Raw genomic sequence first — 26454 nt, 5'->3', positions numbered from 1 at the left:
GTTATCGGGTAATATGTTCACTTGGACAGGTAGCAATCCTCCAAAACAACCGAGACGAATGAAAGAAATGGAACAAATTATGGGCAACTCAGCATTTGATCTTATTGATGATATAAAACATTACATATTTTGTTGCTCAAATGATTGCTAACAAGAGACTGTGGTTCTAAGTCAATCGTTTAAGCTAACTTTTCATTCCATCGTTCACCATTTTTTACCATGGTGTTGAGGATGGTAATCATCTTTCTCATACACGCGATAAGTGCTACTTTTTTAGGTTTTCCTTTGGCAACCAAACGCTGATATTCGTGCTTGAATTTATCGTTAGATTGTATCGTCGACATCATGGCCATGAACATGACCGTTCGGATTCTGGCTCGTCCTCCTCGTATGCGTCTTTTGCCACGATAAGCACCACTTTCTCTATTCATTGGCGCGGGACCTACCAATGCTGCTATTTCTTTACGATTAAGTTGACCTAGTTCTGGCAGATCGCTGAGGAGTGTATAAGCGAGGACTTTACCCACGCCTTTTACACTTAAGAGAATGGCTAAGGTTTTGCTCCAATCGGGTGTCTCATCGATCAGTTTATCCAGCTTTTCTTCGACCCATACGATTTCTTTTTGTAGGTTTTTTATCACTCGTTGGATGGATGCCTTTATTTCTTTAGGCATAATGCTGTCCCTGTTTTTCTCCATGGTTCGTATATCGATTAGCTGACTTCGCCTAGCGAGTAAGTCACTGATCTGTTTTAGCTAGCTTTCCAGTGGATGCTGCAAACTTATGTACCTGGAGTGCATTGGCTACAACAATGGGTAAGTTTGCTTTGGTTGCAGCGCAAGCTAAAGGCAGTTCTAAGCGCCCTGTGGCTTCGATGATGATGCGTGTGGGTTGATAAGCTTTGATTCGTTTCAGGGCTTCTTTGATCCCCTGAGAATTGTTTTCGACACTAAAATAATCGCCAACAGGACGTACGTAAATATCCAATTGTGTTTTGCTAGTATCGATCCCTACATTGATTTCTTGCTCAATATTCATGATAAGATGGACTCCGACTTGCTATACGGGTTCTGAGACCCTAATGACTGTTCGAGTTATTATCTAATGAGTTATGTAGCGCTCATACTTGTTATCGGTATCTCTTGAAAAAGAGTAAGCCGTTGCTGCACCGAGCTACTACATAATGGCCTTTAGGAGCTAACTAAAGGTGGGTCTCAGTTTACCCGTTTTTTTAATTTCTCAACCATACAAGTTGCAGCATTGGAAAAACTACTCGCTCGCGCTCGTATTTTTCCACTGTGCAAGGCGTTAGCAATCAGGAGTAGTTTCGTGACGTATGATTCAAATTGTGAGAAGTGTCCATATTACAACCAAGAAAATTTGAGTGTAAATCAGAGAACTAATAGAAACTCGCCTCCAGTAGAATTTGAAAACAACAATAGCGATACTCTATTGGTTTTCCAAGCCCCCGGTAATGTTGAATGGAGAGTTGGAAGGGCTATTCAACCTACAGTCGAAATCGGAGGTACTGCTGGTAGGCGAATTGAACTGTCTTGGGAGAGAGTTGGTAAAAGTAGAGCTGACTTCGATATTGTAAACTCGGTTCAATGTTTTCCTGGAAATGAAGGTGAAGGAACTCGTGATCTAGCGCCTAATGGTGTAGCTATTAATTCGTGTGCCTACAGATTAAAAGTAATTCTAAATACAAAGGAATATAGAAAAATAATTACCTTTGGTGGTGTTGCGAATCAAATGGTTAATTCATTATTAGAAATAGACAATGAACCACAAGTTGTCATTCAAGCAAAACACCCAAATGGTGGAACATCAAAAGCTGAACTTGATACCTTGTGGTAAAATTGCTAACAAGGCAATTAAACGGAACTAAAACAGTGGATTACGTTTCGCTTCGCTACACATTATAACCCACCATTTTAGTCCGCTTAATGCGGCGTTATGTTGCCGTGTTACCCATAAACTGTAGACACTCTGTATAGTTAAACGTCACAACCTCTGATCCATTCAACCCGTGAAGGTTGAAAGCCAGTGTTTCACTATTCTATTCAACTCAGTCATCCCAGCTAAGGTATAACCATTTAACAAGTTTGCTTATGTGGTTTACCTAAACGAATCTTTATAATCAGCTGTTATAACACCCATCAAAAAACTGCCTCTCCAGCGTCACCGCCTGCTGAAAGTAATCTCCAATCTCAACTTTCCCAGCCTCATCCGCCACTTCATAAGCCCGATCAAGCTGCCCACGTAAGTGCTCAACCACCGACTCAAAGTATTCCCCTTTATGAAGCGTGACCCACTCCTGAAAGTAGAAAGGAAGTGTTTCACTGTCATACTCAACTTGGTCAGCCCAGCTAAGGTATACCCACTCAGCCACACATAGCACAGCAACCATATTCGCATATTGACCGCTTTTAGCAGCCTTAAGCATCAACGCTTGAAAGTCACGAGTAGGTGCTAATAGCTCAGGGTTGGTTCTATCAACATCACTGACATTAATCGCTTCAAACGAACGTTGGAAGTAGGTGTTTTCTGGCCCAGCAATAATGCCAAGAAATGCCGCTAGCGGTAGTCTGTCAGGCAGTGTTGGCGCATGGTGAATAGCAGAGGAGGCTAGGCGGATAAAGTTATCTATAAACGTATAGTCTTGAGCTAAATAAGTGCGCATCTTTTCAAGCGGCAATGTACCACTCGCGAGTTCTAAGCAGAAAGGGTGGTTAGTTGCTGCTTGCCAATCGTCGATGTTTGCCGTTCTTAGCTGTTCACTGGGGCGCATTAGTTCTCACTCTGAAGTATCTAGTTTTTGGGTGAGTAGATGATAGCAAATTACACATCATAGCTAATACCAAAATGCTCTTTTTATAGGTATGAAATACAGATCATAAACAGCTTATGACGATTAATACGGGGGAGAGCGGTTTAGCGTTATGAGTAATGACGCTAATAACGTTGCCATAGCTAATCCTGTAGGATGCAGGCTCGTTTCTAAAGCATTGGCATGGAGGGCTGAGTAAGCAATGGACGTATTAAAGGCTTTTTTATTGAATATAGGGCTGTATTCAATATTCCCACTGTATTTATCAACAATAAGTAGCAATCTACGCGCAGCTACACTCTATTGTTATGCCGCTCTCATCTTAGTCGTTGGCGTATTGGCCGGTGCTATCTATTCTTTTCCACTCACCGAAGGGTTGAATATTTCAGGTGGGAACTTGGCCTACGGCGCTTTTATGATGACCGTCGTCATGCTAATCATTACTGAGCGAAAAGTTAGTACTTTCGTCAATATTCTCCGCATGGTGATAACGGTTAAGCTCTTTATTTTCTTGGGCTTTAACTTTCTCTCTTGGGTACTTGAGTCAGAGTTTGTATTAAATCCTTTTCAAGTCAATCCAGAAGTCTTCCAAGTGGCACTGTGGGTGCTTATGCTGGGTGGCAGCCTGATTGTGTTTGAAGTGTTACTGCTACTATTTATCTTCTTACAAGTTCGCAAGTTTACAACGAATCCTTCGACGCTTGCCTTTATCTACACGCTGGTATTTTTCTTAGTGCTTTGTTTGGATGGTGTGCTGTTCCCCTTATTTGCCTTTGGTGTGAGTCCCGACCTTGTGCATATTATTTTTGGCAATGTTTTAGGTAAGGCGGTTATTGCTGGTTGTTTTAGTGTGCCAATGCTGTTGTTTTATTTAGTATTTAGAAGAAACTTTTCACGATTTATTGAAACACCTCTAGCGATGAGTCAGCTAGTTGGAGCGTCAAGGTCCAAGTTATTAGATACCTTGCATCATTACGAAGCGCGTGATCAAAAGTTTCAGCAAGATAATGAAAAGCTAAGCGTACTTGCCGAGAAAGATGCATTGACTAATCTTGCGAATAGAAGAAAGTTTGACCAAATACTAACGGCTGAATGGTCTCGATGTGTGCAAGAAGGTCGTCCCTTGACGGTTGTCATTGGCGATATTGATTTCTTTAAACAATACAACGATACCTATGGACACGCTCAAGGTGATGCCTGTCTCAAGAGTGTTGCTGAGCACTGGGGAAAGATAGCGAATAGAGCGCCTGACCTTGCGGCAAGAGTCGGTGGCGAAGAGTTTGCGCTCATTTTTCCAAATACCCACCCAGACCAGATCTTACCAAAGCTTCAGCGTTTCCTCTTGGAGCTTCAGGAGCAGGCTATTCCGCACAGTGCTTCTACGGTTGCTAGTCATATTACGTTGAGCATGGGGGTAGCAGGGTATGTTCCTCAAAAAGGCGCTTCTCAAGCTGACCTTTATGCCATGGCAGATCAGCGATTGTATGTGGCCAAGCGAGGCGGTCGAAACCAGTTCGTGGCGGAATAGACTTTATGGATTAGAGTGGCTGGGCTCTGTTACTCCCTTTGCGATTAACGATATAATCTGGTTAGAATAAGTCATCTAAACATACAGTCATACGCATAGTGCTAAGGGAGTGTCTCGCCAATGAAAAAATACTACAGCATTGAAATACCAACAGATTTTAGAATTTTTGAAGCTGAGTTTGGTATAGAAGGTATTCAATACAAAAGAGAAAACTTCATTTCGCTGAGTAAAAAAGGCACTGAGTTAACCTTCTCCATGGTGCATGATACGAAGAACCCTAAAGACGCAAATGCGATTGCGATCATTGCGAAGCGAAAAGGTTTTTTTGGTGATGTTGAAAAACCGATAGGTTTCGTACCTGCAAAAATATCGTCGTACATTGCGGATACTGGGTTACTCAACGCTCTTATTATTAGACCTAAAAGATCGTTTTTCAGTGATGAAGTGATCGACTTTAGCTTCGATATTCTTGGCCCTAAAGATAAATACACTCAGTATAAAAGCGTGTAATGTGATCATGTTGTTAATCACATAGGCCCAAGGGAGTGCCGCATCAATGAAAGAATACTTCAACTTTGAAATACCAGAGAACTTTCGGGTTTATGAAAAAGAGTTTGGTATCGAAGGTATCCAAGATAAAAAAGATAACTTCATGAAAGTGCTGAAGAAGGATGCTGTGGTTGCATTTACATTGAGAGCTGATCCAACTAACCCAAACGATCCTAATGCGATTGCTATCTTCGCCAAAAGGAAAGGATTTTTTGGTCAAGTCGAAAGACCGATAGGTTATTTACCGAAAAAAATCTCGTCACATATTTTGAAGACTGAATTGCTTTCATTTCTCATGATTAGACCAAGAAAATTGTACATAGGTGATGATAATTACATTGGTTTCAGTTTTGATATTCTTGGTCGTAAAGACACCTTTAAGCAGTATAAAAACGCATCATGACGACTGAAGCCTGTGTACTGCTCGAAGTAAAAAACAAAATAGCCTATGTGACGCTCAACCGACCTAGCAAGCATAATGGTCTAGATCAGCATATGTTTGTAGGCTTAGTTAAAACAGCTAAGCTCATCCGTAAAGATCGAAGTATTCGTTGTGTGATTATCTCTGGTAACGGGCCTTCTTTTTGTGCAGGTTTAGACTTTGGTGCGGTTTCTAAAACACCGTCTATGGTGCCTAAGTTTTTTGCCAAGTTGCCGTGGACTAAGGACAATATGTTCCAGCGTGCCGCTCATATCTGGCGTGATCTACCAATCCCCGTGATTGCTGCGGTGCATGGAAACTGTATGGGTGGCGGTCTACAAATCATTTTAGCCTGTGATTACCGAATCGCTACGCCAACGGCTAAGCTGTGTATTTTGGAAATGAAGTGGGGGCTGATTCCTGACATGAGCAGCATGGTGGTGCTGTCTCGGTTAACCCGTGTTGATATTGCTCAAGAGCTAACGATGACGGGGCGTGTCTTTAGTGGCTTAGAGGGTGAGGCTTATGGTCTTGTCAGCAAAGTTAGTGACGAGCCACTTGCTGACGCTGTAGTGCTTGCTAATACCATTTGTGAGAAAAGTCCGGATGCTATTGCCGCGACTAAATATTTGTTTAAGAAAACATGGAAAAAAGATACGCGAGGCGCACTGCTTTGGGAGCGAATAACCCAGTTGCGGCTACTAGGTCGTAAAAATCAGCGTATCGCTATGGCTAATGGTTTATCTAAAGGCGACAAGCCTAAACCCTTTATTGAACGTACTAGTTTTAAATAAGAGGCGAATGTAGTGATTTAGCGGCCGCTACAGTATTTGGAGTATTGTTTTTAAGACACTAACTGTGATACAAAAAACAGTCATTAAACTTATTCAACTGCTGTATTTACGGACTTAAATAAATGTATATTTTAAACGTTGAAGCCTTTCTCGTGGCGATCACATTATTGACCATAGTACCTGGTATCGACACGGTGCTTGTCATACGCAATACCAGTCGTTCGGGCGGTAAAGACGGTGTGGTCACAAGCCTTGGTATTTGCCTTGGGCTATTTGTTCATGCGACGTTTTCAGCGATCGGTATTTCAGCGATCTTACTCCAGTCGGCTGAGTTGTTTCAGGCGATGAAATGGATTGGTGCGGCTTACCTGATTTGGTTAGGTATCGGTGGCTTGCGTGCAGCGTTTAAAGGTCATGCGGGTATGGCGATCAATGACGCAGCAAGCAATGTATTTAATGCGAACCGGTCGTTGAAAGAGGGTTTTCTTTCAAACGTTTTGAACCCTAAAACTGCCGTGTTTTATCTAGCATTTTTACCGCAGTTTATTGACCCTCAACACTCGCCATTTCTTCAGTCGATGATCATGGCGTCCATTCACTTTGTGATTGCGATGCTGTGGCAGTGTGGAATAGCAGGCATGGTTAGCTCTGCTAAGCGACTGTTTGCGAGTAACTCAGCGATGCGATGGATGGAAGGTGTCACAGGGGCGGTGTTGGTATTTCTTGGTCTTAAGCTAATACTGGATGATCAGAAGTAGTTCGTAGTGGTGACAAAAGCGCGAGCTTGGTTATGTGTCTACTTTCTCAAGCTCTGAACTTATAAGATATTTTCAGCTCAATTAATTAGGTAAACAACGATGTTATCGACAGAACAAATCAAGCATTACGATGAGCAGGGTTTCATTGTCCTCAACGACGTTATTCCTTTAGCCCAAATTGATGCGATAAAGCAGCGTGCTAGTGAGTTGGTCGAGGAGTGGTCTGAAGATAGTCCTGATCATGTGTTTACGACGAATGATAATGACCGCAGTGATGACTCGTACTTTCTCAATTCCGCTGAACAGATACGCTGTTTTTTTGAAGAGGATGCGTTTAACGAGGAGCGTGAATTAGTCCAAGATCGTTCTTTATGTATCAATAAAATTGGCCATGCATTGCATGAGTTAGACCCTGTGTTTAGTGAGTTCAGCCATCAAAAGCTGCTCGGCGAATTGATGTCTGATCTGGGTATGAAAACACCGCAAATTCGTCAGTCGATGTATATATTTAAGCAGCCAAATATTGGCGGTGTGGTTAACTGGCATCAAGATGCAACGTTCTTTTATACGACACCAAAAAGCGTGATTACACTGTGGTTTGCGGTTGAAGATGCGACGCTCGAAAACGGCTGTTTATGGGTAGAGCCAGAAGGGCATTTAGGCCCGCTGAGAGAGCGGTTTAACTTAGACGGCAATCAAACAACCATGGTGAGCTTAGATGATACGCCATGGCCCACTGAAAGTAGTGGTACGCCCGTTGAAGTCAAAGCGGGTAGTTTGGTGATGTTCCAAGGGTATTTGCCGCACTACAGCGCACCAAACCGTTCTGCTAAGTCACGTCAGGCGTTTACCTTGCATGTGACTGATGGTCAGTGTGAGTATGCCGCTGAGAACTGGCTGCAGTCCGAACGATTGCCGCTACGAGGCTTTGAAGCCTAATTTCAACCCCTCAAAAAGAAATGGGTTTAACAACGTGACTAACGCTGTTAAACCCATTTTCAAAGACTAAGATACCTACTGCAACCTAAGTTGCTTCGTACCCTGCGTGGAGTCCTTTATGCTTCCGCAGCTATCTGTTGCAACGCTTGCTTAAACGTATCAGAGCTTTGGCCGCCCGAGATCAAATGCTTGTCATTGATGATGAATGAAGGAACGGCATTAATCCCATTCTCCAAAGCAAATCGTTGCTCTGTGCGTGCTTGCTCAGCATACTCATCCGAGTCCAAAACCTTCTGTGCTGCTGCACCATCAAGCCCAATAGCATTAACAATCTTGATTAGGTTTTCATTTTTATCTAACGGCGTGTTTTCAGTGAAGTGCTCATCAAAAAATGCCATTTGTAGTTCGTGCTGCTTACCCTGATCTTTCGCCCACGCTAATAAACGATGCAAATCGAAGCTGTTGATCATGCGCATGTCTGGTCCAAACTTAAACTCGAAACCAGCGTCTTTGCCGCGCTGAGAAAGCACTTCTCTGTTTTGCGCACTTTGCTCTGCGGTAATGCCATATTTCTCAATGATATGCTCTTCCATATCCTGACCTTCAGCGGGCATCTGAGGGTTTAGCTCAAACGGAAGCCATGTGATGTCTGCTTTAATGTCTGGGCCAATCTGCTCTAGTGCAGTCTCTAAACCTTTGTATCCAACGATGCACCAAGGGCACATTACGTCCGAAACGATGTCGATTTTTAAATTTTTTATGTTAAATCCGTTCTAATTTAATAGATAAAAAAGTGACTTCTCGTCACATCAAATTCTCTGGTAACCGCTAGCATTGGGGGCATCTGCACAATTGATCATGTACAAAACACTCTCACCGTCGCTACGGTTAATGATTCGGTGGTTCTGGTCTGCTTGGTAATACGCTGTATCACCTGCATTTAGTTGCGCAGTATCATGCCCCGAAATAACTTCTACCTTGCCACTATGAACCGTCAAAATCTCCCAAGTTCCCTTGAAGTGCGGCTTACTGTTCAGTTGTGCGGCTATCGGTAGCGTAAGTCGGTAAAACTCCGTCGTCTCTGAGCTTGCAGGACTGAGCATTTTTACATGCCCGTTGTCATCATCACGCATCACGTTGTCTGGGTCATCGCCGCGCACCACCGCTATCGTGGGTTGTGTCCAAGGCTCTTCCACCAACTCTGCAATCGATATACCCAATGCTTGAGCGATTCGGCAAGCGACGCCTAACGTTGGGTTAGCCTTGTTGCGCTCTATCTGACTCAGCATCGACCGACTGACGCCAGAGTTCTCCGCTAACTGTTCCAGCGTCCACTGCTGCACCTTACGATACTGCTTAAGACGTTCGGCTAACGAATCGAGGTGTACGTCGCTCATAGGGTAGTCCGATAACTAAAAAAGGCAATATAGCATATTTAATTCTTGCATAGTGTTGATATTTTATGGCAACTTAGTGGAATTAATTCTACTGTGGTGCTTGGTGATGAAAGCGTTCGTTAAAACGAAAGCCGAAGTTGGCTTATGGATGAAGCAGGTCGAAATGCCAAAAATGGGCATTAATGACGTACTCGTTAAAGTCCAACGCACCGCCATTTGCGGAACCGATCTACACATTTACAATTGGGACGAATGGGCGCAAAAAACCATTCCGATACCAATGACGGTTGGACATGAGTTCGTTGGTGAAATAGTCGATGTAGGCTCGAACGTGGTGGACTTTTATCCCGGTCAAATAGTATCGGGAGAAGGGCATGTAGTGTGTGGTCGCTGTCGTAATTGCATGGCGGGTAAGCGTCATTTTTGCCCAAACACTTCTGGTATCGGTGTGAATCGCACGGGTGCATTCGCAGAATACATTGCGCTACCCATGGCAAACATCTGGCTGCATCGTCCCAATATTGATAAGGACATTGCAGCGATTTTTGATCCTTTTGGTAACGCAACTCATACCGCATTGCAATGGCCATTACTTGGTGAGGATGTTTTGATTACTGGCGCAGGGCCGATTGGCTGTATGGCGGCTGCCGTTGCAAAACATGCTGGCGCGCGCAATATCGTAGTCACGGACATTAACCCTTACCGCTTGGCGTTAGCGAAGAAACTGGGCGCTACCCGACTGGTACAGGCTACGGAAGAAAACCTCAAAGACGTACAAAAAGAACTGGGTATGTTGGAAGGGTTTGATGTGGGTCTGGAGATGTCGGGTAGCCCACAGGCACTCAATGACATGATCGCTAATATGACTCACGGCGGTAAAATTTCCTTACTAGGCATTCCGACTGAAAACACACAGATCGATTGGAATAGGGTGATTTTTAGCATGCTGACAATCAAAGGTATTTACGGTCGGGAGATGTACGACACATGGTACAAAATGTCGATGATGGTGGAGTCTGGATTGGATTTGAGCCCAATCATTACTCACCGCCTACATTACACAGAATTTGAAAAAGGCTTTGAAGCGATGAATAGTGGTAAAGCAGGTAAAGTCATTCTGAATTGGGAAGATTAATATGGATACGAATACACGCAATTTTTATGCTGAACAATTGGATGCGATCAGAGCGGCTGGTTTGTTTAAAAACGAACGCATTATTACTAGCCCGCAAAATGCGAGTGTGACACTGGCTGATGGTAAAGAGTTACTCAACCTTTGCGCTAATAACTATTTGGGGTTGGCGCAGCATCCTGAAGTCAATGCGGCGGCCAAGCAAGGCTTGGAAGATTATGGTTATGGCATGGCTTCAGTGCGTTTTATTTGTGGTACGCAGGACATTCATAAGCAACTGGAAAACCAGTTGACTGAGTTTCTAGGGACTGAAGATACCATTTTGTATCCGTCTTGCTTTGATGCTAATGGTGGTTTGTTTGAAACCTTACTCGGCCCAGAAGATGCCGTGATTTCAGATGCACTAAATCATGCGAGCATTATTGATGGTGTTCGTTTATGTAAGGCGAAGCGATACCGCTACGCAAACAACGATATGGAAGCACTGGAAGAATGCCTGCAAAAGGCTGTTGCTGATGGCGCACGTCACAAGTTAATCACGACTGATGGTGTTTTTTCTATGGATGGCTACATTGCCAAGCTTGATCAGATTTGTGACCTGGCGGATAAGTACGGTGCGATGGTGCATATAGACGACTGCCACGCCACTGGGTTTATTGGTGAAAACGGTAAGGGGAGTCATGAGCACTGTGGCGTACTGGGACGAATCGATATATTGACCGGAACGCTGGGCAAGGCTTTAGGTGGTGCAAGCGGCGGTTATACCAGTGCACGACGTGAGTTAGTGGAGTTATTGCGTCAACGTTCACGGCCTTATCTGTTCTCAAATACGGTTGCGCCACCAGTGGTTGCTGGCGCGATTAAAGCACTTGAATTGGTAGCGTCATCAACTAATATTCGCGAGCAGCTTCGTGACAATACTCGTTATTACCGAGATGCTTTGCAAGCTGCGGGAATGGATATATTGCCCGGTGAACATCCGATTGTGCCAGTGATGCTGTATGACGCGAAAGTGGCTGCTGAGTTTGAGGAACGGATGCTGGCGCATGGTGTGTACGTGACTGCGTTTTCGTTTCCGGTAGTACCGGACGGTAAAGCACGTATTCGTACACAGGTTTCAGCAGGTCATAGTCGAGCGGATCTTGAGCGTGCGATTGAGGCGTTTAAGGCGGTTAAAAAGGAAATGGGTATTTAATAGCCCCCTAAAAAAACGGGTTTGATAAAGTGATTAACTTCATCAAACCCGTATTTCAAGTCTATGACTTTACTGCAACAATTTAAGCCGTTTCAGTAACACTCTTCTTAGGTATAAAGCGATGCATGTTCATCAAGCTTAACAACATCACAAGGCCTACCGCATTCCAAACCCACTCGCCCGGCCATAACAACAAGAATGAAACACCCGTTACTAAGATGCGCTGCAACCAACCAAGATGAGAGCTAAGGAAGCCTTGGAAAGCAGCGGTAAACGCATACAGTCCAAACAGTGCAAAGACAGAGCTAACACCGATCTCAAACCAAGTACCTGTGATTAACGGGCCATACAAAAATAGCAGTGGGATAATGTAAAGTCCCTTCGCTATCTTCCAAGCCTGAACCCCTGTTTCCATCGGTCGTGAGCCTGCAATCGCTGCTGCGGTAAAGGCCACAAGGCAAACGGGTGGAGTCACGTTACTGTCTTGAGACAACCAGAAAATAACCAAGTGAGCAGCCAGCAAGCAAGAGGCTAATAACTCTTTCGGTAGTAACTCATCACGCGTTGCTTCCATGAAGTCAGGCGGGATAGCCGCCATTAGCGCATTAGCATCAATACTAGACAGTGGTTGGCCTAATTTAGCCACCAACTCAGGTGCTGATAGCATTAACACCGCTTTCAGAGTATCGGTAACCTGACCATCCATAAACGCTTGAATCAAGTATTGGTCGCTGAGTAACTTGTATAGTACAGGCGCAGATAATGTACCGAGTACGATATAAGAAGCCGTTACAGGCAAGCCCATACCCAGTACTAATGACGCAATGGCAATTAGTACAAAGGCGATCAACATATTGTTGTTTGACCACTCTGCAATCATTAGCGAGAAGGTATTACCAACGCCTGTCGTAGTGATTCCACTCACGATAAGACCGACACCTAACATTATGATAGCGGTAAACACCATGTTCTTAGAGCCCATTGCTAAGGCTTCTAAAATACGTTTTGGTGTCATACGTTCAGGGGTAAACCATGAGCAGGCGATCACTGCGAGAATCGCTAGACCCGCTGCATAAGTCGGAGTGTAACCAATGATAAGTAACACGATCAAAATAACGATCGGTAATAGGTATGCCCAGCCTTTTGCTTTAAGCAGCTGCCAAGCAGTGACTGTTTGCTGATTTTCCTGAGTGATACCGTGCTTACGTGCTTCTAGGTAAACGAAGAAACCAACCGTAGCAAAGTAAAGCACCGCAGGCATGATGCTGTACATCACGATAGTTGAGTAGGGTAGTTGCGTGACCGAAGCCATAACAAACGCACCCGCACCCATGATCGGTGGCATCAGCTGCCCACCTGTGGATGCGGCGGCTTCTACACCACCCGCAAACTTAGCCTTGAAGCCTGCTTTTTTCATCAGCGGAATAGTGATAACACCTGTAGAGGCGGTATTCGCCACGGCAGAGCCTGAAATCATACCGGTTAGGGCAGAGGAGAATATCGCTACAAATCCTGGACCACCGGTCATTTTATCGGCGACACAACGAGACAGTTCGATGATGAAGTCACCACCGCCAGAACGTAGTAAGAACGCTCCGAACAAAATAAACATAAAGACAAAGCTTGATGAGATGGTCGCGATACTACCGAGTAACGCATCATCACCAAACGTGCTTCTGAAAAGCACTGTGTCAAAGTTCAAACCACTAAATCGCATAACACCCGGAATTAAAGGGCCGAGCCATGTGACGTAGCTTAAAGAGATAAAGATTAAACAAGGAATAACCCACCCAGTTGCACGTCGAACGTACTCTGTGATGACTAATAATATGTAGCAAATGACTATGATGTCGAAGCTAGTTAAGCGTAGGCCTCGGTCATAAATTGCATCTTCTTGAAACACCATCCAAAGAATGGCTACCCCTGCAAGTGTTGTTAGAAATACCTCTAACCAGACAGGTAATGTGAAGCGTCCTTCTTCATTATTACCCAGTGGGTACATGAAGCCGGCCATTACGATGAAGGTGGCAAAGTGAATCGAGTTTTGCCAAAGCGACGATAACGTGCCGAGGGTATTCATCCATAAATGAATGAGGGCAACGATGATGCCGATGACAAAGAGTATCTTGCCGTGTTTTTCTGGCTCAGTAGTAGTGTCAGTCATAGGAGTAGGCTTGTGTAAAATTGCAAGAAGGGTGAGAGCCTGAATAGACAGGCTCTCGGTTGGCTAAAAAGAAGGAGTAGCTCTTTTTAGCCCTTGGAGGACTTGTTACTTACTTTGAAACGCTTATTTCAAGTTGTCAGGAACCGTAACGCCTGCTTCTTCAAAGTACTTAATTGCGCCAGCGTGTAGCTTGATTGGTAAACCTTTAAGCGCGCTTTCGTGGCTCATTTTCTTAGTCGCTTTGTGGATCGCGCCTAGGAAGTCTAAGTTTTCAAAGATTGTCTTAGTGATCTGGTAAACATCTTCGTCGCTGACGCTAGCATCAACAGCTAGGAAGTTAGGCTGTGCGATGGTGTTGAAGTCATCATCCATACCTGGGTATGTGCCACCTTTGATTGTGTAAGGCACCCATAAGCCCATGCCGTTATCAGCTTTAGCTGCTTGCTCAGGGGTAAATGATAATAGTGTCAAACCTTTGCTGTCGCTTGCGAGTGCTTTTGTAACCGCGCCAACAGGATCACCAGCAGGTGTACTCATGCCAACTGCTTTGTTGTTTGCTAAAGCGTCTGAACTTGGACCATAACCCATGTGAATCAGGTTAAAGTTTTCAGGGCTTGAGCCTAGGTTTTTAAGCAGCATTGTGTTTGAACCAAGCGTACCTGAGTTCTTCTTACCTAGTGAAACAGTCTTCTCTTTTAGTGCTAGGAAGTCATCAACGGTGCCTGTTTTAGCAAATTCTGACTTAATCAAAAAGTGCTCAACGTTTGGCCATAGCATAGTGATAGAACGAATGTTTTTCTGTGGGCCTTCTTTTTCAAGTGGGCCAGTACCTGTCTTAGCGTAGTGTCCGTACAAACCTTGAAGGATTGCGAACTGTGCTTCACCATCACGCATTAGCTTAACGTTTTCGCCAGAACCTGCAGAGTTGATTGCAGACATTCCGATTTTTAATGTTGGTTGTAGCTTAACTTTGGTCAAAGTAGCTAGTGCCACACCAACAGGGTAGTACGTACCACCGGTGCTCGCTGTTGCTAGTGTGTAGTTTTGATCTGCTTGTGCTGTTGTACCCGCAAGAATTGCTGTAACGCATAGTGTGCTAAAAAGCTGACGTAGCTTAAGTTTCATAATGATCTCCTCAGTCAAAGAAACGGTTAATGACTTTTGTCATGTCATAACCTCAGTCTAATTTAACAAGTTTTGAGAAGAACTGTTAGGCGGATTTATGCCAGTTAGTGTTTTAGAGTAGGCGGATTTCCGCCTATCTATTTACGAATGAAATCCAAACGGTTTAAGTCATACTTCAATAATTTTTCGTTTAAGGTACGACGAGGAATGTTTAAGTGGTCACAGACATTAGCAATATGACCTTCGTAGTCGACCAACGCTTGGCGAATCAGTGCCTTTTCAAACTGCTCAACATGCTGTCGTAGGTTATGTGCTTGGCTAGTAATAGGTCGTGGTTTTGCGGCTAGCTCTACCTTTTGCTTAAGGCTTTCAGGGTCAAAGGGTTTTTCGATGAAGTCGAATGCCCCTAGTTGCATGGCATTAACAGCGGTGGGTACATCGCCATAGGCCGTCATTAATATCAGTGGTGGTGGATTTTCTTTTTCACTCAACACTTCGACAACCTCAAGCCCTGTCATGCCGGGCATTTGTAGGTCGCAGACGATAATCCCATCAAACTCCTCACTAAGCTGAGCGAGCATTTCTTTACCCGATGCAAAGGTACTGACTTCAAATTCATAGTGCGAAAAGAAGTCGGATAAAGAGTCGCGTAAATCGAAATCGTCATCAACGATTATCAAACGCTTATTGTGAGTATTATTTGGAGTCATCATTCGCCAAAGGTACGGTTACAAGAAAACGAGCACCACCCGTATCGAGGTTTTCAGCGGTTAGTGTACCACCGACTTCAGTCACTATATTACTAGAAATAGCCAACCCTAAGCCCATACCAATACCTGAGGGTTTAGTTGAGTAGAAAGGCTCGAATAACTCTTTGAGGGTACTTTCTGAAATACCATGGCCTGTATCTGACACGCTCATCACTGCGGAGGTGTCCGTTTGAGCAATACAAATATCCAAACGTTTATCCTCACAGCCTTGCATGGCGTGAATGGCGTTTTGAATCAGGTTTATTAACACCTGCTCCATGCGTATTTCACCCGCAACAATATAAACAGGCGTGTCAGGTGAGTCGATTTTAAGTATAACTTTAGCTTCTAAAATGGCGGGTTGCGTGACACTCAGTGCGCCAGTAATGGTGTTGTTCAATTTGATACGGTGGACTTCTTTATCGCCACTGCGTGCAAAGTAGCGCAGTTGGTGAGTCACATTTGTCATACGTTCAACCAGCGAGAGTAACTTGCCGAGTGTTTTGTCCGAACGCGAGTCACCATTTTTGGCGGTCGATAACTGTAAGGTGGCGATGTAGTTACGCATGGCGGACAGTGGTTGGCCAAGCTCATGAGTGATGGACGCTGAAAGTTGTCCCATAGCGGTTAACTTACTGGTTCTTCGTAAGTCGATCTGGGCTTTTGTTAACTCAGCTTCAACTTGTTTACGCTCAATGATTTCGTGATTAAGTGAGAGGTTAAGCTCACGTAACTGCGATGACTCACCGCGTGATGTTTTTAGTTCTGCCCGGGTATTTTTAAACCGAATGGCGAGTAGTATCGCGACTGCTGCCAATAACAGCGCAATGATTTTCGTCCAGTCACTAAAGGTCTTGTCGGTGATTGTTTTATACGGTGTCAGGTGTTGCAACGTCCAACCTTGTATACCAATCTCTGACGCCACTTCAACGATAGTGCGTATGTAGCGCGCGCCATCTAACTTAACGATGGTGATTTGGTCCTGCTCTGCAAGGTCTAGGCGAGTCAGTGGCTCATTTGCAAACTGCTGTTGTGCTTTGATGCTTTGAAGCTGCTCAGTAGGTATGTCACCCAATGTTTTGTAGAGCCAGCTGTGATTACTACTTAGCACTAACACACCATTGTCATTACTCACAAAGACGGTATCTGTGCCTGAAAGCCAGTTATCTAACAGGGGTTGTAGATTGATTTTGACCACGACAACCGCTTTAGCAGGTTTGCTCAAATCTAGCGGATAACGTGATGAAACGAATAGCCCAGGCACTGCAGTCGTTGCGCCAACACCATAAAAATTACCTTTTCCTTCTGTAATCGCTTCTTTGAAATAGGGGCGGTAATCATACGACCTGCCCATAAAACTGGTTGGTGTACCTGCGTTACTTGACGCGATGGTGATGCCGTCAGTATTTAAAATATACACCGCATCTGCTTGTGAGCGTTGCTGAATGGTGAGTAGTTTTTGGTTGGCGAGGTCAGGGTCATTAGCGGCTAATGAAAATAACTCGTTATTGCTACTAAGTACGGTAGGTAAGTAGTCATAGCGTCGCATAGAGGCTAGTAGTGACGCTTTGTAGAAACGACTGCTTTCCTGGCTTTGTTTGATCTCTTGGTCGTAATGGAACTGGTGTAAACGCTGTTGTGACAGATAGGCCAAGCCGATAAAGCCAAAGGCGAGTAGTAGCCAAAGCAGTGGAGCGTGGCGTTTGCTGAGGGCGCGTTTGACCATAGACAACATTTACTTAGAGTGATGAGTTAATGATATTAGGGTATAGCGAATAGTTTGGGATGGGAAGTTTTGCGTCTTGCACAGTTGTTCGGCAATTTGCTTAGTTTTGTCTCTTTTTGTTTGAATAAATAAATAAATTATAAATTGATACAAAAAGCGAACTAGTTGTTTTATACTAAATCCATGCAAACAATTAATAAAAATAACCACTGCTAATGCGTTAACCACCCTAAGTGATTTGACCCCTTAATCAGACAACTTAGGAACGCACCGGCCGCTTCGCACCCTTATGCTAAGCGGCTTTTTTGATTCAGCTCAGATAAAGTCCAGTCAATCTCTTTATGAATGTATGTCATTTCTTAACTGACTAAATCAACGCTATTCCAATAAAGTCCAAATACCTGTACATTCCCTATCTATTGACGGGGTGCCTGATGCGATGATTATCGCTGGCTGAGATTTCCATTTTGGACTGTCCCGATGAACCTGATTCGGATAATGCCGACGTAGGGAATCAATCTAGCAGCGTTTTACCGTTAGCTTCTTTTGCGTTCCCCACCTTCGTTTTCTGACTCAGTAATGTGACTTAATAGTCCAATGAGAAGGGATTCGAATCATGAGTAAAGCGCTCTTACAAAACACCCTCGGTGTTACTCATCTTAGCCTCATATCACCCAAAACTCCTGTTCAGCACAATAGTGCAGAGTATTCACATGGCTGCTGTAAATAGCCCATGGATCAAACACTCGCACTTAGTATTAAAAATATTAGCTTAAGTTTTGCAAAGACAACGATCTTTGACGGACTTTCGGTTGATCTCATTGCTCAGCAATGGACTTGTTTGTTAGGTCAGTCAGGTTGTGGCAAATCAACATTGCTGAGGCTAATCGCAGGTTTACAGCAAGCTGACAGCGGTACTATTGAGTACAGCGAACAACTTAAGTCCAGTATCAATAATATCGCTTACATGGCGCAGGATGATTGTCTTATGCCATGGTTAAGTGTCCTAGATAACGTCATGTTAGGTGCTCGCTTACGAGGTGAGAAAAACACTAATGCGAGCAGCAAAGCATTGGCGCTTTTAGAGGTCGTTGGGCTTAGTCAGCACCACGCAAGTATGCCAGCGACCTTATCTGGCGGTCAGCGCCAACGAGTTGCGCTCGCTAGAACACTATTTGAAGATTGCCCCATTGTATTAATGGATGAGCCATTTTCTAAGTTGGATGCGATTAGTCGTTACAAGCTACAAAATCTCTCAGCTAAGGCGTTACAGGGTCGTACCGTCGTGTTGGTCACTCATGACCCACAAGAAGCCTTGCGCCTAGCGCATACGGTACTGGTACTTTCTAATAAGTCACCGAATATCTCCCAGTTTGCGAGCTTTAACAGTGCTATTCCCCGCGAGTTAGACCAACCCACCATTACGGCTCACCAACAAAAGCTTTGGGAGTACCTGCAATGATCAGAAGTATTATTACGACACTGGGCATACTGCTGGCATGGCACGTAGTGATCTTAGTGTTAGCGCCGCCAAGGTTCATATTTCCCGGCCCTTGGGATGTGATGGTCGCGTTTGTAGACAACTTCTCACTCCTCATTGAAAACCTTGCGATTACCAGTGTTGAGATAGTCGTTGGTTTATTCATCGGCTGCGTTCTGGGAATGTTAAGCGCCTTATTGCTGATTAGTTTTGATGGCGCGCGACGCTGGCTATTACCTGTGTTAGTGGTTAGCCAAGCGATCCCTGTATTTGCCTTAGCCCCTTTATTAACGCTGTGGTTTGGCTACGGTATTGCCCCTAAAATCATCATGGCGAGTTTAATAATATTCTTTCCCGTCAGTGCTGCTTGTCATGATGGTTTACGTTATGCCCCGACTAGTCGCTTAGATCTCGCCCGCACAATGGGTGCAAGTAATTGGGCTATTTTACGTCACATACGTTTGCCTTCTGCGTTACCTGCGATTGCCTCTGGCGTGCGTGTCGCCGCGGCGGTTGCTCCAATTGGTGCAGTGGTGGGTGAGTGGGTTGGCTCAAGTAAAGGCTTGGGTTACATCATGCTTCACGCCAATGCCCGCATGCAAACTGACCTTATGTTTGCTGCTCTATTTTTGTTGTGCCTCGCCTCGGTGGCGCTGTATTTCAGCGTCAATCGTTTACTCGATAATTTACTTAGCTGGCAAGCCGATACGACTCGCCATAATCAATTTCAGTACTCCCAACAAGGAACTCCCCGTCAATGAATATTCGTAAAACCTTTCAAAGTACCTGCTGTGCTTTGTTACTGGCTACTTCTTTTTCAAGTTCAGCAATGGCCGCTGAGAAACTGACTGTGCTTTTGGACTGGTTCATTAACCCAGACCATGGCCCACTAATCGTTGCGCAAGAGCAGGGTTTGTTTACAAAAGCAGGTCTTGACGTTGAAATGATCGAGCCAGCAGATCCAAGTCTTCCGCCAAAGCTTGTTGCTGCGGGAAAAGCAGATATAGCCGTTAGCTACCAGCCGCAGTTACATGTACAGGTGAATGAAGGTTTGCCTTTAGCACGTTTCGCGACATTGGTCGGCACGCCACTTAACTCGTTGGTTGTACTTGCAGATGGCGACATCAAATCAATTGCTGACCTTAAGGGTAAGAAAGTTGGTTTCTCTGTCGGTGGTTTTGAAGATGCACTACTAAAGGCAATGCTATCTAAGCATGGTCTAACGCTGAAAGATATCGAGCTAGTGAATGTAAACTGGTCATTATCACCATCATTGTTGACGGGCCAAGTAGATGCGGTGATCGGTGCTTATAGAAATTTTGAGCTGAACCAAATGGATATCGAAGGTCATCCAGGTCGTGCGTTTTACGTTGAGGAAGAGGGTGTTCCTATCTATGACGAATTGATTCTGGTGACACATACAGATAAGCGCGATAACCCTGCGTTGAAAAAGTTTGTTTCAGCCATTGAAGCAGCGACAGTATTCATCATTAACCATCCTGATGAAGCATGGGAAATATTCCGTGATAGCGACAAAAAGAAGCTGGATAATGAGTTAAATAAACGTGCATGGAAAGATACATTGAGACGTTTCTCACTACGCCCAGCTGCACTAGATAAGGCCCGTTACAATAAATTTGCAGAATTTATGTTAGAGCAGAAGCTGATTGATAAAGTACCTGCACTAGACGACTACGCATTTGGTCTTGAGTAATATTATGAATAGCAGCTTGTATGAACAAATAAAGCAGGCGTGTCCAACAGAGTGGGCGGATTATACCCAGCACTCTTTTGTACAGCAGATTGCCGATGGGTCTTTGCCTAAAGAGAGTTTTAGACACTATTTATTGCAGGATTATTTATTCCTAGTGCAGTTTTCTCGCGCCTTTGGTCTTGCGGTCTACAAGAGCTCTGATATTGATGATATTCGGTTTGCTCTGGAGTGTTGTAACTCCATAGTGAATGTTGAGCTAGGCTTGCATATTGAGTTCTGTAAGCAGTGGGGTGTGAGTGAAGACGACCTGAAAGACTTACCAGAATCAACCGCGAATATGGCGTACACACGCTACGTGCTTGAGAAAGGTGTTTCAGGTGATTTGTTGGATCTGTATACCGCATTGGCGCCTTGCACCATGGGTTACGCTGAAATTGCTCAGTGGATTAGCAGTAATCCTGCGAATATGACGGACGATAATCCGTACCTTGCATGGATTGAAATGTATAGCGGTAAAGAGTACCAAGACTTTGCTGATCTATTTGTCGAGCGGATTAACCGTTATGGCGATGCTATGAGTGATACCCGCTTGAAAGACTTACGTAAAACCTTCTCAGCAGCGACACGTTTGGAAGTTGATTTCTGGCAGATGGGTCTAGATTTGTCGTGATTTCGTGATAGAAAAAGGGCTGCCATACTTGTTAATAATATGGCAGCCCATTATTAGACTAGTTCACTTTGAATTAGTGCTTCATACCTTCCATTCCCTGCATGCCTTCCATTTTCATCATCCCTTCATGACCTAAGATAGAAGGGTCTAGCATCCCAAAAATCATTGCGATATGACCAAAGATTAAGAAGATAGCAATGCAGATTGCATGCGTTTTTAACTTTTCTTCACGCGTCTTGTTTTTGTCTACAAAACCAAGTTCTTGCAGGGCAATCCAGACCAGAGGGAAGCCACCAATAACATAGGTATAGACTGCAATCATATCAATGACTGTACGCCATTCACCTGCGGCTGTGATTGGGATAATTGCCTGAGTCACGATGTAGATAATGATACCTACAAAATAGATACCGACGATGATGCCTGAGAAGCGGTTAATCGTGTGGACAAGGCCTTCAAATTTACGTGTGAATAAGATATATAGCTCAGTAATGGCCAGTGTTTCTGCCAAGATGAGAGGAATTCCCATAAAAATGATTAAATTCCACGGCTGATTGACAGCCAGTAACTCCATGTAGTGAGTCATGTTCATATTTTTGCTCCAAATTTTATTCTGTGGCAACGGCCACAAGTGATTGTTTCTCTGTCTAGACGAGATCAACCTTTGGAGGTTTATAGAGTGTTTCAGCCCTTAGATCAGGCTTAGATAAAGAAACTGCTACGTCAATTTCCTTATCTAAGCCGGGTGTCATGGTGGCTAAGTGATGAGTTTGCAGAGTCATTGCGAGACAGCAGGCATAACTATGAGTTGGGCAGCAGCTATGCTCTATGTCTTGCTGAGTGCTGTGGTGAGTGTTGACTCGTGTGACTGATATCAGAAAATGTAGGTGTATTATCCATACCCTCAATAGGCATTAGGGCTACTGCATGGAGCATGCTGGCCATTAAACTTATACAAATAAGCAGGATTAATTTCATGTGAGGATTATAGATATAAAATTAACCCTGAGGCAACGAGTGTAGGTTACATCGTTGTAATATAAAAAACAGACAAGTATTTTCAGTGCTAGATGTAAGGTGTTTCGGCCTATTGAGGTGTTTTTGGGGAGTGGGGAGAGTGTTAAGAAACAGTTTTACTGCTTGAGCCTATCTCAAACGTACACAAAGCTATATACTGGAGGTTATACCCTTTTTTTGTTTCCGTGTTTTTTTCACATGAAAACTCAACTAAAGCCGCAGCCTCTGGCGGCGTCAAATTCTAGGAACTACCCTCTAATGCTGGATAAAGTTACCATCATACGTGAATACTTGAACGAAGTTAAAACTCGTTGTACTTATAGTGCTGCTGCTAAAGCGCTAAAAATCAAGCCAACTGAGTTTAAAAAATTACTAGACGTACGTAGTCCAGAAAACTCTTGGTTCGTAAACACAGATGCTGGAGAGCCGGTAGGTTACTCTGACGAAGAGAAGCACCCAGAGCTTTACCGCACAAAAAGAATCATTACAAATGCGGAAGTTTTGACAAGAAATCTTGACCTAACTTAATCTGAACTATTGATTATTTAAGTCTGCAACAATTGTAGACTTAGGGTTAAACAGACAGGCTACCTCAGAAATTGGGTAGCCTGTTTTGGTTTGTTTAGCTACCAATGCCACTACTGTCATTTTTCTTTGCTTTCTTAGCTGCTTTCTTTTCTTTCGCAGTTAATAGTGGTGCTTTCTTTACAGCTTTTTTACTGTCTTGTCCTTTACTCATCTTAATAATCCTTAGTTTTTAGTGCATTAGCCTTAAGTTAGCGTGAGCGAACCTGAGGGCAGTTCCTATATGTTGATACCTATGTTGCCTACGATACCCATACGGAGTAATTCAGTATGGCCTAAATAGGAACAACTTACAGTGGTTATTATGATTAGCTTTGTTTAATGAAATTGGAGCCTGATAAAATGGCGATTGAAAATATCAGTTGGCCAGGCGATGAAATATCGTGCTCAACCTGTAAAGCGAACTGCTGCCGCTTAGAAGTTTTGCTAATTACAGATACGGGTGTGCCTGAGAAATATATAGCGAAAGACAAGTGGGGCGGAATGACGATGTTACGCTTAGATGATGGCTGGTGTGCTGCTTTGGATAGGAAAACGATGCTTTGTACTATTTATGAGAAACGGCCGTTTATATGTCGTGAGTTTGAGACAGGGAGTTATGAGTGTCTTGATGAGCGTAGGGATACTTTTTAGGTTTGTGCAAGGAATACTAATCAATTTTTAAGTGTTATATTTTTCGTTATAAGCTTTTTATTACTAATAAATAAAGGAAAAAATAAATGGTTACGTGCTTTTTAAAATACGTTATTGATCCTCAAAAAATAGAAGAATTTAAGCACTACGGTCAGTTATGGATTGACCTTGTAAACAGAATGGGCGGTTTACATCACGGGTATTTGATTCCACATGAAGGGCCAAACAATATTGGTTACGCAACTTTTTCATTTCCATCCCTGGCTGCTTATGAAGAATACCGAAATAAAATACCAAACTGTCCCAACTGCCAAGAGGCGTTTGAGTACTCTAAGGCATCAGCGTGTATTATAAGTTTGGAACGCAATTTCTTTACCCCAGTATTTGAAGGTGTAGAGGATAAGGCAAAGCTGTTTTACTAACAAAAAAGGCCGACTAAAAGCCGGCCTTCTCAATCACTTAACTAAGCATGTTTCAGTTTAGTGTCTAAAGTGACGCATGCCAGTAAACACCATTGCCATACCTGCTTTATTCGCAGCTTCAATAACCTCAGCATCACGCATAGAGCCACCCGGCTGGATAACTGCCGCAATACCTGCTTCTGCAGCAGCTTCAATACCGTCAGCAAACGGGAAGAAAGCGTCTGAAGACATAACTGAGCCCGGCACCACTAAACCAGCGTGCTCAGCCTTAATACCTGCGATACGCGCAGAGTTGATACGGCTCATCTGACCAGCACCAACACCAATTGTACGGCTGTCTTTAGCGTAAACAATCGCATTAGATTTAACATACTTAGCCACTTTCCAAGCAAATAATAGGTCACGCATCTCGTCGCCAGAAGGCTCACGTGCAGTCACAATTGTTAGCTCGTTTGTTAGTAGCTTATCGTTGTCTTGAACCAATAGGCCGCCAGCAACACGCTTGTAATCTTGGTAAGGTGCTGATTCACCGAATACACCACAAACTAGTAAACGAACGTTTTTCTTAGCAGCAATAATGTCGCTAACGCCATCAAGTACGCTTGGCGCGATGATCACTTCAACAAACTGACGGTCAACGATTGCTTGAGCTGTTTCAGCGTCTAGTGGTTGGTTAAAAGCGATGATGCCGCCAAAAGATGACTCAGGGTCAGTTTTATATGCTTTGTCATAAGCTTCTAGTAACGTATCAGCGATCGCAACACCACAAGGGTTTGCATGCTTAACGATGACACAAGCTGGTGTATCACCGAATTGCTTTACACACTCTAATGCAGCATCTGTATCTGCAATGTTGTTGTAAGACAGTTCTTTACCTTGAAGCTGCTTAGCAGAAGCGATGTTAGATTGTGTATTGTTTGGCTCAACATAGAACGCAGCTTTCTGATGAGGGTTCTCACCGTAACGCATTGTCTGCTGTAGTACTAACTGAGTGTTAAACGTTGTTGAGAAGCCTTCTGGCTTACCATTTTCAACGATCTTACCCAAGTAATTAGCGATCATGCCGTCATAACGTGCTGTGTGTTGAAATGCTTTCACAGCCATTTTGAAACGGCTATCTGCTTCGATTGCACCGTCGTTAGCGTCTAACTGGCTAGCAACCGTGTCATAGTCAGTAGGGTCAACAACGATAGTCACGTGTGCGTGGTTTTTAGCCGTTGCACGAACCATTGTAGGGCCACCGATGTCGATATTTTCAATCGCATCTTCTAAAGAGCAGTCAGGGTTAGAAACTGTCGCTTCAAATGGGTAAAGGTTAACAACCACTAAGTCGATTCCCGGAATACCGTGCTCTTCCATAACCGCATCATCTTGTCCACGACGCGCCAAAATTCCACCGTGAATTTTTGGGTGAAGTGTCTTAACACGGCCATCCATCATCTCCGGGAAACCTGTGTAGTCAGAGACTTCAATAACAGGGATGCCTTCTTTAGCAAGCAAGCTCGCTGTTCCACCCGTTGAGAGTATTTCGATATTGTGTTTATGCAACTGACGTGCAAATTCAACGATTCCAGTTTTATCAGAAACACTAATTAATGCTCTTTGAACAGGGCGTGAGGTAGCTTGCGACATGGGGTAAATCCTTGAAGGTACTGTTTAAAGTCACTGGAGGTCGACTCCAGAAAAAGTACGAGGAGTATGCCATAAGTCCAAAGGCTAGACCATTTTGAAATTGATAATTAGGTGACAATTTCTTGATGCTTAGGCATAAATTATTGCTGAAATATGTAACTACTTCCGCTTATCAGGTGACTCTTCCCATTAATCCAGCATTCAACTTACTTCTAAATGGTTATCGCTGACACTGAGTCTCATCAATTACTAATAAACTTTTGAGGCTGAGCGAAGCTCAGATCGATAATGAAAAATAAGCAAATATTGGCAGCAGTAACGATAGCGACTTTGTTTTCTCTAACAAGCGTTCATGCGACAAATATGGACCCTGTTTCTGAGTCTGAAATCGATAAAGCAACATCATTAGCGATGAGTAGCCTTGAAACGACGCCAGTACTTGCGAGTCGTAGCCTTAGTACCGCTTCTGTTGCAACAGCGAGTACGGCAGTAACGACATCATTCTCAACGGTTCAGTTCTTAAATGTTGAAACACACCGCTTTGATAAAGGCGATACCAATAGCGATGCTCGTTGGACTGACGTCACTGCTTACGACTACGCCACTGATGAGTTAGTTATCAATGTAGTTAACCTTGATACGAACGCGGTGGTTTCGAGCAAGCGTTACACCAATATGCAGCCGCCATTAGTAAAAGACGAATTAGATCGCGCCCTTAGTATCGTTATGGATGACGGTGAAGAGCGCAGCATTATAGATGATGAGTTTAAACGCATAACGGGTCAGACACTGACCTCTATGGATCAGCTCCAATACAAAGCATTTACGTTCTTTGCTGACAGCATGCCAAACGTTGTAAATACTGCTAGCAAGTCATGTGGTGCTAACCGTTGTGCTCAGTTAATGCTTTTTACACATGACAATATCGTGTTTGAAGTAAGCCCGATTGTTAATTTATCTGCCGGCGTTGTAACTCAGCGTATGGGTTACTAAG

Annotated in this window: 26 protein-coding genes, 1 pseudogene and 1 riboswitch; of the genes and pseudogenes, 17 read left to right on the top strand and 10 right to left on the bottom strand. The window is 43.9% G+C overall.

What is annotated here, in order from left to right:
• Nucleotides 1-179 precede the first annotated feature (179 nt).
• A pseudogene (locus DKT75_RS11545) lies at nucleotides 180-1038 on the bottom strand (IS110 family transposase).
• Nucleotides 1039-1329: 291 nt separating this feature from the next.
• Here DKT75_RS11545 and DKT75_RS11540 point away from each other — a divergent pair.
• Nucleotides 1330-1857: a hypothetical protein gene (locus DKT75_RS11540; protein ID WP_109823584.1), complete on the top strand. Its 528-nt coding sequence runs from the start codon at nucleotides 1330-1332 to the stop codon at nucleotides 1855-1857.
• A gap of 283 nt (nucleotides 1858-2140) precedes the next feature.
• Here the strand turns inward: DKT75_RS11540 and DKT75_RS11535 are convergent, their stop codons facing one another.
• Nucleotides 2141-2791 (bottom strand): TenA family protein, encoded by a 651-nt coding sequence (locus DKT75_RS11535; protein ID WP_109823583.1) that lies wholly within the window; start codon nucleotides 2789-2791, stop codon nucleotides 2141-2143.
• A 241-nt stretch (nucleotides 2792-3032) separates the two neighbouring features.
• On the opposite strand from DKT75_RS11535, the gene DKT75_RS11530 reads away from it, so the two are divergent.
• The 6 genes from DKT75_RS11530 to DKT75_RS11505 all read left to right on the top strand — a co-directional run bounded on the left by DKT75_RS11530 (nucleotide 3033) and on the right by DKT75_RS11505 (nucleotide 7819).
• On the top strand, nucleotides 3033-4358 hold the full coding sequence (locus DKT75_RS11530; protein ID WP_109823582.1) for a GGDEF domain-containing protein: 1326 nt from the start codon (nucleotides 3033-3035) through the stop codon (nucleotides 4356-4358).
• 120 nt (nucleotides 4359-4478) lie between these two features.
• Nucleotides 4479-4868 (top strand): hypothetical protein, encoded by a 390-nt coding sequence (locus DKT75_RS11525; protein ID WP_109823581.1) that lies wholly within the window; start codon nucleotides 4479-4481, stop codon nucleotides 4866-4868.
• Between the two features lie 46 nt (nucleotides 4869-4914).
• Nucleotides 4915-5310, top strand: a complete 396-nt coding sequence (locus DKT75_RS11520; protein ID WP_109823580.1) for a hypothetical protein — start codon at nucleotides 4915-4917, stop codon at nucleotides 5308-5310.
• Nucleotides 5307-6122, top strand: coding sequence for a crotonase/enoyl-CoA hydratase family protein (locus tag DKT75_RS11515; RefSeq protein ID WP_109823579.1), 816 nt, complete (start codon nucleotides 5307-5309; stop codon nucleotides 6120-6122). Before DKT75_RS11520 ends, DKT75_RS11515 begins: the two co-directional genes overlap by 4 nt.
• A 122-nt stretch (nucleotides 6123-6244) precedes the next feature.
• On the top strand, nucleotides 6245-6880 hold the full coding sequence (locus DKT75_RS11510) for a LysE family translocator (protein ID WP_109823578.1): 636 nt from the start codon (nucleotides 6245-6247) through the stop codon (nucleotides 6878-6880).
• A gap of 99 nt (nucleotides 6881-6979) precedes the next feature.
• Complete coding sequence (locus tag DKT75_RS11505) at nucleotides 6980-7819, top strand: phytanoyl-CoA dioxygenase family protein (RefSeq protein WP_109823577.1); 840 nt, start codon at nucleotides 6980-6982, stop codon at nucleotides 7817-7819.
• 116 nt (nucleotides 7820-7935) lie between these two features.
• On the opposite strand, the gene DKT75_RS11500 is transcribed toward DKT75_RS11505, so the two are convergent.
• Together DKT75_RS11500 and DKT75_RS11495 are read right to left on the bottom strand one after the other, a co-directional pair.
• A complete protein-coding gene (locus DKT75_RS11500; RefSeq protein WP_281271422.1) occupies nucleotides 7936-8559 on the bottom strand; it encodes a DsbA family oxidoreductase in 624 nt (207 codons plus the stop codon).
• 69 nt (nucleotides 8560-8628) lie between these two features.
• Nucleotides 8629-9216 carry a helix-turn-helix domain-containing protein gene (locus DKT75_RS11495; RefSeq protein ID WP_109823575.1) on the bottom strand — a complete coding sequence of 196 codons (588 nt, stop codon included), beginning with the start codon at nucleotides 9214-9216 and terminating at the stop codon, nucleotides 8629-8631.
• A 106-nt stretch (nucleotides 9217-9322) separates the two neighbouring features.
• Between DKT75_RS11495 and tdh the strand changes: the two genes are divergently transcribed.
• Nucleotides 9323-10351 (top strand): L-threonine 3-dehydrogenase, encoded by a 1029-nt coding sequence (tdh, locus tag DKT75_RS11490; protein WP_109823574.1) that lies wholly within the window; start codon nucleotides 9323-9325, stop codon nucleotides 10349-10351.
• A 1-nt stretch (nucleotide 10352) separates the two neighbouring features.
• The gene (kbl, locus tag DKT75_RS11485; RefSeq protein ID WP_109823573.1) at nucleotides 10353-11543 is read left to right on the top strand and encodes a glycine C-acetyltransferase; all 1191 of its coding nucleotides are present in this window, start codon (nucleotides 10353-10355) and stop codon (nucleotides 11541-11543) included.
• 82 nt (nucleotides 11544-11625) lie between these two features.
• Here the strand turns inward: kbl and DKT75_RS11480 are convergent, their stop codons facing one another.
• The 4 genes from DKT75_RS11480 to DKT75_RS11465 form a co-directional block, all read right to left on the bottom strand.
• Nucleotides 11626-13707 carry a TRAP transporter permease gene (locus tag DKT75_RS11480; RefSeq protein WP_109823572.1) on the bottom strand — a complete coding sequence of 694 codons (2082 nt, stop codon included), beginning with the start codon at nucleotides 13705-13707 and terminating at the stop codon, nucleotides 11626-11628.
• 123 nt (nucleotides 13708-13830) lie between these two features.
• Nucleotides 13831-14832 carry a TAXI family TRAP transporter solute-binding subunit gene (locus DKT75_RS11475; RefSeq protein WP_109823571.1) on the bottom strand — a complete coding sequence of 334 codons (1002 nt, stop codon included), beginning with the start codon at nucleotides 14830-14832 and terminating at the stop codon, nucleotides 13831-13833.
• A gap of 137 nt (nucleotides 14833-14969) precedes the next feature.
• Nucleotides 14970-15542, bottom strand: coding sequence for a response regulator (locus DKT75_RS11470; RefSeq protein WP_158278850.1), 573 nt, complete (start codon nucleotides 15540-15542; stop codon nucleotides 14970-14972).
• Nucleotides 15529-17307, bottom strand: coding sequence for a sensor histidine kinase (locus DKT75_RS11465; protein ID WP_158278849.1), 1779 nt, complete (start codon nucleotides 17305-17307; stop codon nucleotides 15529-15531). The genes DKT75_RS11470 and DKT75_RS11465 overlap by 14 nt, the downstream gene beginning before the upstream one ends.
• A 413-nt stretch (nucleotides 17308-17720) precedes the next feature.
• Nucleotides 17721-17838: riboswitch (TPP riboswitch) on the top strand.
• Between the two features lie 202 nt (nucleotides 17839-18040).
• Here DKT75_RS11465 and DKT75_RS11460 point away from each other — a divergent pair.
• From DKT75_RS11460 to tenA, 4 genes are read left to right on the top strand one after another with little or no spacing between them, the layout of a single operon-like run.
• On the top strand, nucleotides 18041-18769 hold the full coding sequence (locus DKT75_RS11460; protein ID WP_109823568.1) for an ABC transporter ATP-binding protein: 729 nt from the start codon (nucleotides 18041-18043) through the stop codon (nucleotides 18767-18769).
• The gene (locus DKT75_RS11455; RefSeq protein WP_109823567.1) at nucleotides 18766-19548 is read left to right on the top strand and encodes an ABC transporter permease; all 783 of its coding nucleotides are present in this window, start codon (nucleotides 18766-18768) and stop codon (nucleotides 19546-19548) included. Before DKT75_RS11460 ends, DKT75_RS11455 begins: the two co-directional genes overlap by 4 nt.
• Nucleotides 19545-20501: an ABC transporter substrate-binding protein gene (locus tag DKT75_RS11450; protein ID WP_109823566.1), complete on the top strand. Its 957-nt coding sequence runs from the start codon at nucleotides 19545-19547 to the stop codon at nucleotides 20499-20501. Before DKT75_RS11455 ends, DKT75_RS11450 begins: the two co-directional genes overlap by 4 nt.
• Before the next feature lie 4 nt (nucleotides 20502-20505).
• Nucleotides 20506-21171 carry a thiaminase II gene (tenA, locus tag DKT75_RS11445; RefSeq protein WP_109823565.1) on the top strand — a complete coding sequence of 222 codons (666 nt, stop codon included), beginning with the start codon at nucleotides 20506-20508 and terminating at the stop codon, nucleotides 21169-21171.
• A gap of 73 nt (nucleotides 21172-21244) precedes the next feature.
• Here the strand turns inward: tenA and DKT75_RS11440 are convergent, their stop codons facing one another.
• Nucleotides 21245-21763, bottom strand: coding sequence for a DUF6803 family protein (locus DKT75_RS11440; RefSeq protein ID WP_109823564.1), 519 nt, complete (start codon nucleotides 21761-21763; stop codon nucleotides 21245-21247).
• A 683-nt stretch (nucleotides 21764-22446) separates the two neighbouring features.
• Here DKT75_RS11440 and DKT75_RS11435 point away from each other — a divergent pair.
• The 3 genes from DKT75_RS11435 to DKT75_RS11425 all read left to right on the top strand — a co-directional run bounded on the left by DKT75_RS11435 (nucleotide 22447) and on the right by DKT75_RS11425 (nucleotide 23828).
• Nucleotides 22447-22716, top strand: coding sequence for a hypothetical protein (locus DKT75_RS11435; RefSeq protein WP_109823563.1), 270 nt, complete (start codon nucleotides 22447-22449; stop codon nucleotides 22714-22716).
• Nucleotides 22717-23115: 399 nt separating this feature from the next.
• The gene (locus DKT75_RS11430; RefSeq protein ID WP_109823562.1) at nucleotides 23116-23406 is read left to right on the top strand and encodes a YkgJ family cysteine cluster protein; all 291 of its coding nucleotides are present in this window, start codon (nucleotides 23116-23118) and stop codon (nucleotides 23404-23406) included.
• A gap of 86 nt (nucleotides 23407-23492) precedes the next feature.
• Nucleotides 23493-23828: an NIPSNAP family protein gene (locus DKT75_RS11425; protein ID WP_109823561.1), complete on the top strand. Its 336-nt coding sequence runs from the start codon at nucleotides 23493-23495 to the stop codon at nucleotides 23826-23828.
• A gap of 57 nt (nucleotides 23829-23885) precedes the next feature.
• Here DKT75_RS11425 and purH read toward each other — a convergent pair whose 3' ends face one another.
• Nucleotides 23886-25460 (bottom strand): bifunctional phosphoribosylaminoimidazolecarboxamide formyltransferase/IMP cyclohydrolase, encoded by a 1575-nt coding sequence (purH, locus tag DKT75_RS11420; RefSeq protein WP_109823560.1) that lies wholly within the window; start codon nucleotides 25458-25460, stop codon nucleotides 23886-23888.
• A gap of 288 nt (nucleotides 25461-25748) precedes the next feature.
• Between purH and DKT75_RS11415 the strand changes: the two genes are divergently transcribed.
• On the top strand, nucleotides 25749-26453 hold the full coding sequence (locus DKT75_RS11415) for a hypothetical protein (protein ID WP_109823559.1): 705 nt from the start codon (nucleotides 25749-25751) through the stop codon (nucleotides 26451-26453).
• Nucleotide 26454 lies beyond the last annotated feature (1 nt).

The organism is Leucothrix arctica, from assembly GCF_003172895.1.
Lineage (GTDB): Bacteria > Pseudomonadota > Gammaproteobacteria > Thiotrichales > Thiotrichaceae > Leucothrix > Leucothrix arctica.
Note: the sequence above shows the minus strand (reverse complement) of the source record. Positions and strands in the feature narration are given on the sequence as shown.

Excerpts from the sequence above, each read along its gene's own strand:
- DKT75_RS11535 (WP_109823583.1), bottom strand. The coding sequence starts at position 2,791 with ATGCGCCCCAGTGAACAGCTAAGAACGGCAAACATCGACGATTGGCAA.
- DKT75_RS11530 (WP_109823582.1), top strand. The coding sequence starts at position 3,033 with ATGGACGTATTAAAGGCTTTTTTATTGAATATAGGGCTGTATTCAATA.
- DKT75_RS11525 (WP_109823581.1), top strand. The coding sequence starts at position 4,479 with ATGAAAAAATACTACAGCATTGAAATACCAACAGATTTTAGAATTTTT.
- DKT75_RS11520 (WP_109823580.1), top strand. The coding sequence starts at position 4,915 with ATGAAAGAATACTTCAACTTTGAAATACCAGAGAACTTTCGGGTTTAT.
- DKT75_RS11515 (WP_109823579.1), top strand. The coding sequence starts at position 5,307 with ATGACGACTGAAGCCTGTGTACTGCTCGAAGTAAAAAACAAAATAGCC.
- DKT75_RS11510 (WP_109823578.1), top strand. The coding sequence starts at position 6,245 with ATGTATATTTTAAACGTTGAAGCCTTTCTCGTGGCGATCACATTATTG.
- DKT75_RS11505 (WP_109823577.1), top strand. The coding sequence starts at position 6,980 with ATGTTATCGACAGAACAAATCAAGCATTACGATGAGCAGGGTTTCATT.
- DKT75_RS11495 (WP_109823575.1), bottom strand. The coding sequence starts at position 9,216 with ATGAGCGACGTACACCTCGATTCGTTAGCCGAACGTCTTAAGCAGTAT.
- tdh (WP_109823574.1), top strand. The coding sequence starts at position 9,323 with ATGAAAGCGTTCGTTAAAACGAAAGCCGAAGTTGGCTTATGGATGAAG.
- kbl (WP_109823573.1), top strand. The coding sequence starts at position 10,353 with ATGGATACGAATACACGCAATTTTTATGCTGAACAATTGGATGCGATC.
- DKT75_RS11480 (WP_109823572.1), bottom strand. The coding sequence starts at position 13,707 with ATGACTGACACTACTACTGAGCCAGAAAAACACGGCAAGATACTCTTT.
- DKT75_RS11475 (WP_109823571.1), bottom strand. The coding sequence starts at position 14,832 with ATGAAACTTAAGCTACGTCAGCTTTTTAGCACACTATGCGTTACAGCA.
- DKT75_RS11470 (WP_158278850.1), bottom strand. The coding sequence starts at position 15,542 with ATGACTCCAAATAATACTCACAATAAGCGTTTGATAATCGTTGATGAC.
- DKT75_RS11465 (WP_158278849.1), bottom strand. The coding sequence starts at position 17,307 with ATGGTCAAACGCGCCCTCAGCAAACGCCACGCTCCACTGCTTTGGCTA.
- DKT75_RS11460 (WP_109823568.1), top strand. The coding sequence starts at position 18,041 with ATGGATCAAACACTCGCACTTAGTATTAAAAATATTAGCTTAAGTTTT.
- DKT75_RS11455 (WP_109823567.1), top strand. The coding sequence starts at position 18,766 with ATGATCAGAAGTATTATTACGACACTGGGCATACTGCTGGCATGGCAC.
- DKT75_RS11450 (WP_109823566.1), top strand. The coding sequence starts at position 19,545 with ATGAATATTCGTAAAACCTTTCAAAGTACCTGCTGTGCTTTGTTACTG.
- tenA (WP_109823565.1), top strand. The coding sequence starts at position 20,506 with ATGAATAGCAGCTTGTATGAACAAATAAAGCAGGCGTGTCCAACAGAG.
- DKT75_RS11440 (WP_109823564.1), bottom strand. The coding sequence starts at position 21,763 with ATGAACATGACTCACTACATGGAGTTACTGGCTGTCAATCAGCCGTGG.
- DKT75_RS11435 (WP_109823563.1), top strand. The coding sequence starts at position 22,447 with ATGCTGGATAAAGTTACCATCATACGTGAATACTTGAACGAAGTTAAA.
- DKT75_RS11430 (WP_109823562.1), top strand. The coding sequence starts at position 23,116 with ATGGCGATTGAAAATATCAGTTGGCCAGGCGATGAAATATCGTGCTCA.
- DKT75_RS11425 (WP_109823561.1), top strand. The coding sequence starts at position 23,493 with ATGGTTACGTGCTTTTTAAAATACGTTATTGATCCTCAAAAAATAGAA.
- purH (WP_109823560.1), bottom strand. The coding sequence starts at position 25,460 with ATGTCGCAAGCTACCTCACGCCCTGTTCAAAGAGCATTAATTAGTGTT.
- DKT75_RS11415 (WP_109823559.1), top strand. The coding sequence starts at position 25,749 with ATGAAAAATAAGCAAATATTGGCAGCAGTAACGATAGCGACTTTGTTT.